The sequence below is a fragment of the Streptomyces sp. Ru71 genome (genome assembly GCF_002920535.1).
GTDB lineage: Bacteria > Actinomycetota > Actinomycetes > Streptomycetales > Streptomycetaceae > Streptomyces.
In genome coordinates this window covers 17,443-30,538 of sequence record NZ_PQSS01000007.1, presented here as the reverse complement: position 1 = coordinate 30,538, position 13,096 = coordinate 17,443, and the positions used below count along the sequence as shown (strand labels likewise).

Genomic DNA, 13,096 nt, shown 5'->3' with positions numbered 1-13,096 from the left:
AACCATGGTGCATGCATCGCTTGGAGTTGGGTAGCAGCGCCGCCATGGCTCCACCACACGGTCATGCACGACATGGCGCACACACAACCGGACCCACTCGCCGGTCGCTGCTCGCGGGGGTGGCGGCGGTCGGCGCGCTGGGCGCCGCGGGCTGCTCACGGGTGGCCACCGCGTCCACGACTCAGGGCGGTGACCTGCTCGACCGGCTGCGCGCGCAGGGCGTCGTACGGCTCGGAATAGCCGGCGAGATTCCCTTCGGATACATCGACAAGAACGGCGAACTCACCGGTGAGGCGCCGGAACTCGCCAAGGTGATCTTCAAACGGCTCGGGGTGGAGAAGGTGCAGCCCGTGCCGACCGAGTTCGGCTCGCTCATACCCGGGCTGAATTCCCAGCAGTTCGATGTCGTGGCCGCCGGGATGTATGTCAATGCCGAGCGCTGCGCGCAGGTGATCTTCGCCGATCCCGACTATCAGATGCTCGATTCCTTCATCGTCCGCAAGGGAAATCCCAAGGGTCTGCACACCTATCGGGACATCGTCGAGAAGAAGGCGAAGTTCGCCACCGGCACGGGATACGCGGAGATCCAGTACGCCGTCGAGGCGGGCTACAAGGAGAGCGACATCCTGATCGTCCCGGACCAGGTCGCGGGGCTGAACGCGGTGGAGGCCGGCCGCGTCGACGTGTTCGCGGGGACCGCGCTGACCACCCGCGAGGTGGTGAAGAAGTCGGCCAGGGCGGAGGCGACCAAGCCGTTCGCGCCGCTGGTGAAGGGCAAGCCGCACGTCGACGGCGGCGCGTTCGCGTTCCGGCCGACCGAGACGAAGCTGCGCGACGCCTTCAACGCGGAGCTGCACAAGCTGAAGAGGAGCGGCGAACTGTTCCGCGTCCTTCGGCCGTTCGGCTTCACGCAGGCCGAGATGACCGATCTGACCGCGAAGGAGCTGTGCGGCGGATGACCTCGGGACTGTGGGAACTCGTACTGCGGGGCGTGTGGGTCACGCTCCAGCTGCTGGTGTTCAGCGCACTGCTGGGCGCGGCGGTGTCGTTCGCGGTGGGCGTCGCGCGCACCCACCGGTTGTGGATCGTCCGCTTCCTCGCGGGCTTCTACACGGAGGTGTTCCGCGGCACCTCGGCGCTGGTGATGATCTTCTGGGTGTTCTTCGTGCTGCCGCCGGCCTTCGGCTGGCAGCTGGTGCCGCTGTGGGCGGGCACGCTGGCGCTCGGACTGACCTACGGCGCGTACGGCGCGGAGATCGTGCGCGGGGCGCTGAACTCCGTCGATCCGGCGCAGCGCGAGGGCGGTATCGCGCTCGGGTTCACGCCGGGGCAGCGGATGCGCAAGATCCTGCTGCCGCAGGCGGTGCCGGAGATGATCCCGCCGTTCAGCAACCTGCTGATCGAGCTGCTCAAGGGCACCGCGCTGGTGTCGGTGATGGGCATGGGCGACCTGGCCTTCAGCGGCAACCTGGTGCGCCTGGCGCTGCAGGAGAGCGCGGAGATCTACTCGTACGTCCTGCTGATCTACTTCGTGATCGCCTTCCTGCTCACGCGGGTGATGCGGGGCCTTGAGCGGCGGCTGAAGGCCGGGATCGGCAGGGCGCCGGCCCGGAAGACCGATCCGGTGCGGGTGCCCGAGGGAGCTGGTGTCGCGTGAAGTGGGACTGGAGTGCCGTCAGCGGTTTCATGCCGCACTTCTGGGACGGCCTGCTGGTGACGTTGCAGGCGCTGGTGCTGGGCTCGCTGATCTCGTTCGCGCTGGGCCTGGTGTGGGCGCTGCTGATGCGCGCGCCGACGCGCTGGGTGCGCTGGCCGGTGGGGGTGGTCACGGAGTTCGTGCGGGACACCCCGCTGCTGGTGCAGCTGTTCTTCCTCTTCTATGTGCTGCCCGAGTGGGGGGTGACCATGTCGGCGCTGACCACGGGTGTGGTCGCGATCGGCCTGCACTACTCGACGTACACCATGCAGGTCTACCGGGCCGGCATCGAGGCGGTGCCGCCGGGCCAGTGGGAGGCGGCGACCGCGCTGAGCCTGCCGCCGGTGCGCACCTGGACGGCGGTGATCCTGCCGCAGGCGGTGCGCCGGGTGGTGCCCGCGCTGGGCAACTACGTGATCTCCATGCTCAAGGACACGCCGATGCTGATGGTGATCACCGTGCTGGAGATGCTCGGCCAGGCGCGGCTGTACTCCCAGCAGCACTTCCAGTTCACCGAGCCGCTGACGGTGATCGGTGTCGCCTTCATCGTCATCTCCTATCTGGCCTCCCTTCTCCTACGCACCCTGGAGCGACGCCTTGTCCGTTGACACCAGCAAGCAGCCGACCGCCACGCCCGCCGATCTGACGCCGCTGGTGCGCCTGGAGCAGGTGACCAAGCGGTTCGGGGACAACACCGTCCTGGACGAACTGGACTTCTCCGTCGACGCCGGCAAGCACGTCACCCTGATCGGGCCGTCCGGCTCCGGCAAGACGACGATCCTCAGACTGCTGATGACGCTGACCAAGCCCGACACGGGCACGATCACCGTCGACGGGGAGCAGCTGTTCCCGGCGAGCGAGAAGCAGTGCCGGGAGGTCCGCAAGAAGATCGGCATGGTCTTCCAGCAGTTCAACCTGTTCCCCAACATGACCGTGCTGCGCAACCTCACCGAGGCGCCGGTCACCGTGCTCGGCCTGGACAAGGACGAAGCGGAGCAGCGGGCGCGGGAGCTGCTGGACCTGGTGGGCCTGGCGGACAAGTGCGACGCGCGGCCGACTCAGCTGTCCGGCGGGCAGCAGCAGCGGGTGGCGATCGCGCGGGCGCTGGCGATGCGGCCGAAGGTGCTGCTGCTGGACGAGGTGACCTCGGCGCTGGACCCGGAGCTGGTCGCGGGCGTGCTGGACCTGCTGCGGGACATCGCGCGCTCCACCGACATCACCATGCTGTGCGTGACCCACGAGATGAACTTCGCTCGGGACATCTCCGACCAGGTGCTGATGTTCGACGCGGGCCGGATCGTGGAGGCGGGGCCGCCGGAGCAGATCTTCAACGACCCGGAGCAGGAGCGGACGCGGGAGTTCCTGAGCGCCGTGCTGTGACGGCCGGCGCTTAGGTCGCTGCGCGTGTACGGGCCATCACTCCAGGTCTATGGCACGGGGCATGACTGAGACATATGCCAGACGCTCAGTGCCCCAGATGACGGGGATTCAATCTCGCCAACACCCCCTCCACGCAGGGCGCTTGCCCGTTATCGTGGAGGGGATCCGGGCTTCGGATCACGGCCTGAAAGCGACCGCAGGGGAGACACCGTGGCGCTGATGAACGAGCCGACCGCGCCGTACCACGCGGCACAGGACGCGCTGCGCGTGCTGGAGACCGTGGCGCGACACGCCGCCGGCGTCACCGACGCCCAGATAGCCCGCCGCACCGGCCTGACCACCGAGCGGCTCACTCCCCTGCTGCGGATGCTGCGCCGTGAGGGATACGTCGAGCAGATCACCGGCGGCGCCTACGTCACCGGCGACGCGCTGGCCCGGCTCGGCTCCGCCCAGGGCCGCGAGGAGGCGCTGCGGGCCCACCTCCAGCGCACCCTGGACCGGCTGCGCGACTCGGTGCGGGCCGCCGTCTACATCAGCCGGTACGTCGACGGCGAGGTGCGCATCACCCAGTACGCCGCCGGGCCGGGCGCTCCCCCGGTCAACGAGTGGGTCGACTTCCGCGAGTCCGCGCACGCGCACGCCGTCGGCAAGAGCCTGCTGACCCAGCTCGACCACAACGGCCGCCGCGACCACCTCTCCCGGCACAAGATGGCCCGCCTCACCTCCCGCACGATCACCAGCGACAAGCTGCTGCTCTCCCGCCTGGAGGCGCAGCCGCCCACCGTGCCCGTGCTCGATCTGCAGGAGTACGCGGTGGGCACGGTGTGCGCGGCCGTCCCGATCACGGCGGGCTCCTCGGTGGGGTGCCTCGCGCTGTCGATGCCGGTGGAGCACGCGCACCGGCTGCGCACGGCCGCGGACGCGCTGGGCCGCAGCGCGGCGCCGGTCCTGCTGTCGCTGGCGATCTAGGCCCTGTCGTTTGGATCAGGCCGGCTGTGAGAAACGGCGCCTCTCGGCCGAGCCGAGCGGGGGCGATGGGGGTGCCCCCGCGCGAGCTCGATTCGAGCGTGGGGGAGCGTGCAGCTGCAAGGCGGAGGAGGGCGACAACGCGGTGGGGGTGCCCCCTGCTCGAAGAGCTTGGGGGAGTTGGCAACCGACGACAACGCCGCTGGGGGTCCCCCCTGCTCGAAGAGCTCGGGGGAGCGTGCCAGACCCCGCGACGCCGGGATGATCCAGACGACAGGGCCTAGCCCCCGGGCGGGTGGTCACGAGCACCCCGGAGAACCAGGTAGTATTTTCTTCGTCGCCGCCCGCGGGGCCGGGAGAAACACCTGGTGAAGCGGTCGGCGGGAGTCATGCGCCGCTAGCTCAGTTGGTTAGAGCAGCTGACTCTTAATCAGCGGGTCCGGGGTTCGAGTCCCTGGCGGCGCACAGAAGAAGGGCCCCTCGCGAGAGCGAGGGGCCCTTCGCGTATCAGGCCCCGGAGAGCAGGGCGTAGGACACCGCGGCGGCGACGCACAAACCCGTGACCACCACGAGGGTCACCAGCATCCCGACCACGCCCACCGCCGCCCGGCCCTGCCGTGGTGTGAGCGTGGTGGCCACCACCTCGGGCCCCTCCGCATAGTGGACGGTGACGACATCGCCCTCACGCGTGGGGACCGGGCCGTCCTCCTCCCTGAACCGCACGATGTGGCCGCGGCGGGTCGTGAACTCGTAGAGGCGGTGCACCTCCGTGCGGGCCGCGGCCTCACCTCCCCCGCGCACGACCGTCCAGGCCGTCACACAGCGGGCCTTCGCGGTCAGCCCGCTCCTCCAGGCGGTGCGCATCCGCCGCCAGCGGCGCACCGCGACGTACGCGAGGAGGAGGACCACGGCCATGACCAGGCCGAGGCCCCCGAAGACGACGACGTCCAGCACGCTTCCCCCCGAAACCGAGCAGATGATCCCCCGACGCCGCCATGACCATGACCGCGCCGGGGGAGCCTACCCGGCTCAGAACGTGACGTCCGAGCAGGCGTAGAACGCGTTGCCCGTGTCCGCGATCGTCCATACCGCGAGGATCACGTGGTGGCCGCTGAGGCCGGTCGGGAGGGTGCCGCTGTGGGAGAGGGTGGACGGCGGGCGCTGGCCGCCGTAGGGGACGGTGAGGAAGGGGGTGAGGTTGAGGTCGGAGCGGGAGAGGTTGTGGTCCTGGTTCCAGCCCGGCCTGGTGACGTAGTACTTGAAGTCGGTCGTGGCGTGCATCGCCGTGAACTGCCAGCGGAAGGTGTAGCTCTGCCCGCCCGACACCTTCGTGGTCGGCCAGGCGCCGCCCGACGGTGTGCGCGAGCGGTCCAGCTGGGCGAAGCGGGTGTTGCCGCCCGAGCACAGCTGCCCGTCGGCCGGTCCGGCGGCCGGGAAGCCCTTGGGGCCCTCGACGCTCTGCGGCTCCCACTGGATGTCGCCGCAGTTCGTGACGGTGCCCAGCTGGCAGAGCTTCTGCCGGCTGACGGGCAGGTCGGTGTAGCCGTGGCTGCTGGCGCCGCCGGAGGAGAGCGCGAGGGCTCCGGTCGTGGCCAGCCCCACCACGGCGGCGTACAGCTTGGTCCTTGTGCGCATGCTGCCGCTCCTGGATGTGGGGAGTTCAGTGAGCCGTGCAGGTAGGTCTAGACCAAGTTCGAGGTTATTGCTGAGCGTTGAACATGTCCATACCAATCGCAGGGCTCACTGCCCCGACCGGTCAGCTTTCGCCGCGCCCCACGCAGAACGCCACCGTCAGGTCCTTCACCAGGGCCTTGCGCTCGTAGTCGTCCAGCGCCACCAGGCCGCGCATGGTCAGCCGGGTCACCGTGTCCTCCACCGAGTCGACGACCGAGCCGATCACGCTCGCCCGGTGCTGGGCGTCCAGCACGGCGAGCTGCCGGCGCTGCATCGCGGCGGCCGCCTCCGGGGTGTACTCCACCCGCACCGGCCGCACCGAGAACACCTCCAGGCCCACCGGCGCGACATCCGCCGCGACCAGCCGGGTCAGCGTCTCCCCGGCCGCCTCCGCCGCACCCCGCCCGGCACCGGGCGGCTCCACCGGCACCCGGGACAGCGCCGCCTCGACGCACTCGCGCAGATACGTCTCGTGGTCCTCGACCCCGAGCACGGCCCGCGCGGTGTCCCGCACCCGCCACACCACCAGCACGACGGCGTCCAGCGCCACGCCGTTGCCGTCGGCGGCCGGCACCGGCTCGCTGCGCCAGTGCCGCAGCCGCACGTCCACGCGGTGACGCAGCAGCAGCGGGTTGACCCACAGCAGGCCCGTGCGCCGGACCGTGCCCCGGTAGCGGCCGAACAGACCGAGCACCCACGCCCGCCCGGTCCGCCCGCGCGCCAGCCCGCCGAAGCCGAACAGGGCGAGCGCGCCCGCCCCCGCGTACGCCGCCCACTGCGCCGGCCCGGGCCCCGCGCCCTCGACCGCCGGCAGGTGCAGCGCCCGGAGCGCGAGCGAGGGCACCAGCCCCGCCACCAGGACGGTGACCGCGCACCCCGCACCCCGCAGGCCCCGGCCAGCACGCCCACCACCCCGGGCAGCACCCGCGCCCGGCGCTCCACCAGCTCCGGGTCGACCTCCGGCACCGCGGGTCGCGGCGCCGCCGGGGCCGGCCGGCGCACCCGCGGCTGCTCACCGGTGCCCTGCCGGCGGGCGACGACCGTGGGCCGCAGCGGCACCGGCTCGGGGTCCGGGTCGTCCCGGAAGAGCAGATGGACCGGGATCTCGGTGGTGGCCTCGTTCTGGATCAGCCGGGCCGGGCGGGACGAGGTGCCGTCCGCGGACCCGTCGGACTCGGGCGTCGTGGTCGTACTCATGCGTGCCTCCAGCCACTGCGGATGGGTGATGTCACCGGAAGAGCCGCCGCCAGGTCTCCGGGCCGGGGTAGCCGTCGGCGGCCGAGCCGCGCCAGCCCTGGGCGAGCTGGAAGGCCTCGACGGCTCTGCGGTCCGCCTCGCCCCAGCGCGGGCCGGGGCCCGACGCGTAGAACCTGCCGAAGCCCTTCTTCACCAGCTGCCGGCCGAGCTGGGTGACGTAGGCGTTGTTCGCGCCCGGACGGAACCTGTCCGCGCCCGGGAAGGGCGGGACGGCGGCGGCCGGCGCGGGTTTCGCGGGGGTGGCCGGCTTCGCGGGCGTGCCGGGCTTAGCGGGGGGCGCCGGCTTCGCCGGTCCCGCCGCGCCTGCCGTCCCCGCCGCTGGGATGTTCTTGCCTGTGCCCGAGACCAGCAGCGCCCAGGTCCTCGGGCCCGGCAGGCCGTCGGCGCCGGCGCCCGTCCAGCCCTGCGCCTGCTGGAAGGCCTGCGTGGCCCGCCGGTCGGCGTCCGTCCAGACGGGCCCCGGGCCGCTGGTGTAGAAGCGGGCGCCGCCGCGCTTGACCAGCAGCTGCCCCAGCCGGGTGACGTCGGCGTTGTTCGCGCCGGGACCGAAGGAGCCGGCGCCGGGGAAGGCGGTGGCGCCCGCCTGGGCGGCCCCGCCGGCCGGCTTGGCGCCGGACGCGCCGTCGGTGAGCCCCTTGAAGCGGTACGGCAGGTACTTGGAGCCGTTGCTCCAGTACGGGTAGGGGGTGACCTGGCGGCGGGTGGTGGGGCGGGTCTGCTCGTAGGCGGTGTAGTAGGTGTGCGTGTAGTCCGTCCAGCCGCCGAAGATCACCACATGGGACCCCTTCTCGGGGTCGGCCGGGTTGTGGAACAGCAGGATGTCGCCCGGCTGGAGCTCGTCCCTGGAGATCCGCTCGGCGAACTGGCCGAGGCTGCCCGTCCACTCGTTCCCGGCCAGATGCCAGGCCATCGACACGAAGCCCGAGCAGTCCTGCCGGTACCCGTCGGACCAGTAGGCGTACATGCTGTACGGCACCTGGGCCGCCACCCACGCCTTGGCCCGGTTGATGATCTCCGCCCGGGTGGTCGGTGGCAGCTTCACCCCGTCGCCGGGCCTGGCCGGGGCACCGGCCGGCCCGTGCAGTGGAGCCTTGCCGCCCTGCGGCGTCTGCGGCTCGTCCCCCGCGGGAACGCCGGGCCGGCCGACAGGGGCGCGCGGCTCACCGGGGGCGGCCACGGCGTCAGCCGCTTGCGCGCCCCCCGCGGCCCCGGCCGCCCCCGCTTCCCCCACGGCGTCCGCCACCCCCGCGCTGCTCGCGCCGAGCGCCGCCGAGGTGGCGGCCGCCACGATCACCACCCGGTGGGCGGCGGCCGTACCGGGGGACGGGGAGGGCGGCGGGGCGGAGCGGGGCTGCCGGGCGCAGCCGGGGCAGCCGCAGTCGCTCGCAGGATCGATTTCCTCGAATACCGGACGGTTCATGCGATCTGCCTCACACTCCGGTCCGTTTTGTCCTGGCCTGTACACGGTGATCAGTTTCCCAACCGTCTTCCTGATGCGCATGGTGACGGTCCGAATGATGTACGACTTTCCCATTTCATGACATTACGGACACGCGGTGCGTGGTCAGAGGCACCCCTGGAGGTCATGTAGAGTTAACGACGTCAGCAGGCGCCGCTAGCTCAGTTGGTTAGAGCAGCTGACTCTTAATCAGCGGGTCCGGGGTTCGAGTCCCTGGCGGCGCACCGACGGCAAGGCCCCTCGCTTCGGCGGGGGGCCTTGTGCTGTTCCGGCGGGCATCTTGCGATCATGCTGAACGCCGTAGAACCCTGGTCCTTCAAGAAACTGCGGATACACGGCACTTGGGGGGCTAAGAGCCGGTTGCGCGGATTTTCACGGGGAGGAGGGGCCCCGTTCGAAGGGCTGATGCCGAGGGGGGCATCATGCAACCGGAAGGCTGCCGTTCCATGTCTATAGGGTTGGGACGACATGGGGACAGCGGCCCGCCACTGAAACGTCTGTGAAGGTCGAGGGGGACCGGAGCAGGTGAAGCGACCGATCGACACGCGATGACCATGCGTGTGGGGGGATGACTCATGACGTCGACGCCGACGGGCGCCCGGCACGGCTCCGACCCGTCACAGACCACTCAGCTCAGGGTGCCCGGACACCGGATGAGCACCACGGGAACCTTCCGCAGGATCAAGAAGACCCTGCCGAGATACGACTACGAGCACTACAGCCGGCTGGCCGGGCCCCTCACCCAGCCCGACCCGGGCAAGCCGTACACCGTCCAGTACCGCTCGCTGATCTCGCAGGAGCCGCACCGCATCCGGGTCGCCCTGATGCTGGCCGCGGCCCCCGTGCTGTCGCTGGTGCTGCTGTTCTGGCTGCTCCAGCCCGAGCACTGGACCCAACGCGACTACCCCGCCTTCGACTTCCTGCCGGCCCTCGACGTCGTCATGCTGGTCTCGATCGGCCTGATCGAGTTCTTCCGCTGCATGAACGTGCTCTCCAACGCGCACGCCACCCTGGTCGCCCGCGACCCGATCCCGGTCGTACCCGAGACCGGCACCCGCGTCGCCTTCCTCACCTCCTTCGTGCCCGGCAAGGAGCCGCTGGAGATGGTCACCAAGACCCTGGAGGCGGCCGTGAAGCTGCGCCACCGGGGCCTGCTGCACGTGTGGCTGCTCGACGAGGGCGACGACCCCGACGTCAAGGCGGTGTGCGAGCGGCTCGGCGTGCACCACTTCTCCCGCAAGGGCGTGGCGAAGTGGAACCAGGCCAAGGGCCCGCACCGCGCCAAGACCAAGCACGGCAACTACAACGCCTGGCTCGACGCGCACGGCGACGACTACGACTTCTTCGCCTCCGTCGACACCGACCACGTGCCGATGCCCAACTACCTGGAGCGGATGCTCGGCTTCTTCCGCGACCCGGACGTCGGTTTCGTCATCGGCCCGCAGGTGTACGGCAACTACGACTCGTTCGTCACCAAGGCGGCCGAGTCGCAGCAGTTCCTCTTCCACGCGCTGATCCAGCGCGCCGGCAACAAGTACGGCGCCCCGATGTTCGTCGGCACCTCCAACGCCGTGCGCATCAGGGCGATCAAGCAGATCGGCGGCCTGTACGACTCGATCACCGAGGACATGGCCACCGGCTTCGAGATGCACCGGGCGAAGAACCCGGCGACGGGCCGCAAGTGGAAGTCGGTCTACACCCCGGACGTGCTCGCCGTCGGTGAGGGCCCGGCCGCCTGGACGGACTTCTTCACCCAGCAGATGCGCTGGTCGCGCGGCACCTACGAGACGATCCTCAAGCAGTACTGGAAGGGCTGGGGCACGCTGCCGGCGGGCCGGCTCTTCAACTACACGATGATGATCATCTTCTATCCGATGTCCGCCCTGAACTGGATGCTCGCGGCGCTCAGCTGCGCGCTGTTCCTGGGCCTGGGCGCCTCGGGCGTGAACATCGACCCCACCGTGTGGCTGATGCTCTACGGCAACGCCTCCGCGCTGCAGATCGGCCTGTACATCTGGAACCGGCGCCACAACGTCTCCCCGCACGAGCCGGAGGGCTCCGGCGGTGTGGCCGGCATGGTGATGTCCGCGCTGTCGGCGCCGCTGTACGCCAAGGCGCTGATCGACTCCCTGCTGCGCCGCAAGTCCAAGTTCGTGGTCACGCCCAAGGGCGACTCGGCGAGCCCGGACACCTGGTTCGGCACCTTCCGCTACCACTGGTACTTCATCGCGATCTTCGGTGGCTCCATCGCCGCGGGCCTGGCCCTCGGGCACTCCCACCCGGCGATGATCACCTGGGCCATGTTCGCGCTGCTCATCACCGCCACGCCGATCTTCGTCTGGCGCCATGAGCTGCGGCAGGCCACCAAGCAGCCCGCCGCGGGCACCGCGGGCGGGCCCCGGGACGCGGCCCCGGCGCACGGCGTCCCGGCCCACGGGACCCCCGCGCAGGGCGTCCCGGCGTACGGGACACCGGCCCCCGGCACACCGGCCCATGGGGCACCGGCCCACGGGACCCCGGTTCAGGGGACCCCGGCGCCCGGCGTCCCGGCGCAGTACGCGCCGCACGCCCCGGCCCCGCGGCCCGAGTGGGCCGAGCCGGGCTCGGGCAACGACCAGACCATGCAGATCGCCCTTGGTGGGCTGGGGGGACGTAAGGAATGAACGACCGTGCCGGCCGCCGCCGCGCCCGTCGACTCGCGATAGGCACGGCGGTGGTACTCGCGCTGGCCGGGATGAACGGTCCGTGGCTGTACCGCTTCAGCACCGCGAAGTACCACGACTACAAGATCAACAAGCCGGAGTACAAGGCGGAGAACGGCCACTGGGACATCGTCGAGTTCCCCGAGGAGTACCGCCAGAACACCATCCACGCGGCGCTGCTGCACACCGGGAAGATCCTGCTCGTCGCCGGGTCCGGCAACAACCAGGACAACTTCGACGCCAAGAAGTTCGACACCCGGATCTGGGACCCGGTCAAGGGCACCATCAAGAAGGTGCCCACCCCCAGCGACCTGTTCTGCACGGGCCACACCCAGCTGGCCAACGGCAACCTGCTGATCGCCGGCGGCACCAGACGGTACGAGAAGCTCAAGGGTGACGTCACCAAGGCCGGCGGCCTGATGATCGTCCACAACGAGAACCCGGACAAGCCGATCACCCTGCCCGCGGGCACCCGGTTCACCGGCAAGCAGAACGGCAAGACGTTCGTCTCCAAGGACCCGGTGCTGGTGCCGCGCGCCAAGAAGGTCTTCGACAAGGCGGGCCGGTTCCTGCGCAACGACCCCGGCCTCGGCCGGATCTACGTCGAGGCGCAGAAGAGCGGGCAGAAGTACGAGACCGGCACCCAGGACAACTACCGCATCCAGGGCCTGAGCGGCGTCGACGCCCGCAACACCTACGGCATCGCGCAGAAGCTCGCCCTGGACAAGAAGGACTTCCAGGGCATCCGCGACGCCTACGAGTTCGACCCGGTCGCCGAGAAGTACATCAAGGTCGACCCGATGAACGAGGCCCGCTGGTACCCGACGCTCACCACGCTGAGCGACGGCAAGATCCTCAGCGTCTCCGGCCTCGACGACATCGGCCAGCTGGTGCCGGGCAAGAACGAGGTCTTCGACCCCAAGACCAAGACCTGGAACTACACGAAGACGGTCCGTCAGTTCCCGACCTACCCCGCGCTGTTCCTGATGCAGAACGGCAAGATCTTCTACTCGGGGTCCAACGCGGGCTACGGCCCCGACAACGTCGGCCGTGACCCGGGCGTCTGGGACGTGGACACCAACAAGTTCACCAAGATCCCCGGCCTGAGCGACGCCAACGAGATGGAGACCTCCGGCACCGTGCTGCTGCCGCCCGCGCAGGACGAGCGGTTCATGGTGATCGGCGGCGGCGGGGTCGGCGAGTCCAAGCTGTCCAGCAACAAGACCCGGATCGTCGATCTGAAGGACCCGGACCCGAAGTTCGTGGACGGGCCGACGCTGGAGAAGGGCACCCGCTACCCGCAGTCCTCGATCCTGCCCGACGACACCGTGCTGGTCTCCGGCGGCTCGGAGGACTACCGGGGCCGCAGCGACTCCAACATCCTCCAGGCGCGGATCTACGACCCCAAGGCCAACGCGTTCAAGCGGGTCGCCGACCCGCTGGTCGGCCGCAACTACCACTCCGGCTCGATCCTGCTCCCGGACGGGCGGGTGATGTTCTTCGGGTCGGACTCGCTGTACGGCGACAAGGCCAACACCAAGCCCGGCAAGTTCGAGCAGCGCATCGAGATCTACACCCCGCCCTATCTGTACCGGGACGCGCGGCCCGACCTGTCCGGCGGACCGCAGACCATCCGGCGCGGCGGCTCGGGCACCTTCACCTCGCAGCACGCCTCCACCCTCAAGAAGGCCCGGCTGATCCGGCCCAGCGCCTCGACCCATGTCACGGACGTCGACCAGCGCTCCATCGCGCTGGACTTCACAGTGTCCGGGGACAAGGTGACGGTGACCGTCCCGAAGAACCGCAACCTCGTCCAGTCCGGCTGGTACATGCTGTTCGTCGACGACGACCAGGGCACGCCCAGCCAGGCACAGTGGGTGCGGGTGCCGTGAGCGGGAGCCTCTTGGCGTGAACCCGCCTTGACCGGTGGCCGGTGCCTGGTGTGATCTCGACAGGCACCGG

General features: G+C 70.2%; 10 protein-coding genes, 2 tRNA genes and 1 pseudogene. 9 read left to right on the top strand and 4 right to left on the bottom strand.

What is annotated here, in order from left to right; all coding sequences use genetic code 11:
- Positions 1-44 precede the first annotated feature (44 nt).
- The 6 genes from ehuB to C3489_RS06445 all read left to right on the top strand — a co-directional run bounded on the left by ehuB (position 45) and on the right by C3489_RS06445 (position 4,507).
- A complete protein-coding gene (gene ehuB / locus C3489_RS06475) occupies positions 45-959 on the top strand; it encodes an ectoine/hydroxyectoine ABC transporter substrate-binding protein EhuB (RefSeq protein WP_103780781.1) in 915 nt (304 codons plus the stop codon).
- Positions 956-1,657: an ectoine/hydroxyectoine ABC transporter permease subunit EhuC gene (gene ehuC / locus C3489_RS06470; protein WP_103780780.1), complete on the top strand. Its 702-nt coding sequence runs from the start codon at positions 956-958 to the stop codon at positions 1,655-1,657. The genes ehuB and ehuC overlap by 4 nt, the downstream gene beginning before the upstream one ends.
- Positions 1,654-2,304 carry an ectoine/hydroxyectoine ABC transporter permease subunit EhuD gene (gene ehuD, locus C3489_RS06465; RefSeq protein WP_103780779.1) on the top strand — a complete coding sequence of 217 codons (651 nt, stop codon included), beginning with the start codon at positions 1,654-1,656 and terminating at the stop codon, positions 2,302-2,304. The genes ehuC and ehuD overlap by 4 nt, the downstream gene beginning before the upstream one ends.
- A complete protein-coding gene (ehuA, locus tag C3489_RS06460; protein ID WP_103780778.1) occupies positions 2,294-3,076 on the top strand; it encodes an ectoine/hydroxyectoine ABC transporter ATP-binding protein EhuA in 783 nt (260 codons plus the stop codon). The genes ehuD and ehuA overlap by 11 nt, the downstream gene beginning before the upstream one ends.
- Before the next feature lie 210 nt (positions 3,077-3,286).
- Positions 3,287-4,045, top strand: a complete 759-nt coding sequence (locus C3489_RS06455; protein WP_103780777.1) for an IclR family transcriptional regulator — start codon at positions 3,287-3,289, stop codon at positions 4,043-4,045.
- A 388-nt stretch (positions 4,046-4,433) separates the two neighbouring features.
- Positions 4,434-4,507: transfer RNA gene (locus C3489_RS06445), tRNA-Lys, on the top strand.
- A gap of 42 nt (positions 4,508-4,549) precedes the next feature.
- Here C3489_RS06445 and C3489_RS06440 read toward each other — a convergent pair.
- From C3489_RS06440 to C3489_RS06425, 4 genes and pseudogenes are all read right to left on the bottom strand, one after another.
- Positions 4,550-4,996 carry a hypothetical protein gene (locus tag C3489_RS06440; protein WP_103780775.1) on the bottom strand — a complete coding sequence of 149 codons (447 nt, stop codon included), beginning with the start codon at positions 4,994-4,996 and terminating at the stop codon, positions 4,550-4,552.
- Between the two features lie 75 nt (positions 4,997-5,071).
- Entirely contained in the window at positions 5,072-5,677 is a 606-nt protein-coding gene (locus tag C3489_RS06435; protein WP_103780774.1) for a lytic polysaccharide monooxygenase, read from the bottom strand.
- A gap of 121 nt (positions 5,678-5,798) precedes the next feature.
- Positions 5,799-6,913 (bottom strand): annotated as a pseudogene (locus tag C3489_RS06430) (SPFH domain-containing protein).
- 31 nt (positions 6,914-6,944) lie between these two features.
- Positions 6,945-8,393 (bottom strand): peptidoglycan-binding protein, encoded by a 1,449-nt coding sequence (locus tag C3489_RS06425; RefSeq protein WP_103780773.1) that lies wholly within the window; start codon positions 8,391-8,393, stop codon positions 6,945-6,947.
- 189 nt (positions 8,394-8,582) lie between these two features.
- Between C3489_RS06425 and C3489_RS06420 the strand changes: the two genes are divergently transcribed.
- The 3 genes from C3489_RS06420 to C3489_RS06410 all read left to right on the top strand — a co-directional run bounded on the left by C3489_RS06420 (position 8,583) and on the right by C3489_RS06410 (position 13,026).
- Positions 8,583-8,656: transfer RNA gene (locus C3489_RS06420), tRNA-Lys, on the top strand.
- A gap of 351 nt (positions 8,657-9,007) precedes the next feature.
- Positions 9,008-11,095 (top strand): glycosyltransferase family 2 protein, encoded by a 2,088-nt coding sequence (locus C3489_RS06415; protein ID WP_103780772.1) that lies wholly within the window; start codon positions 9,008-9,010, stop codon positions 11,093-11,095.
- Complete coding sequence (locus tag C3489_RS06410) at positions 11,092-13,026, top strand: kelch motif-containing protein (protein WP_103780771.1); 1,935 nt, start codon at positions 11,092-11,094, stop codon at positions 13,024-13,026. The genes C3489_RS06415 and C3489_RS06410 overlap by 4 nt, the downstream gene beginning before the upstream one ends.
- The last annotated feature ends 70 nt before the right edge of the window (positions 13,027-13,096 follow it).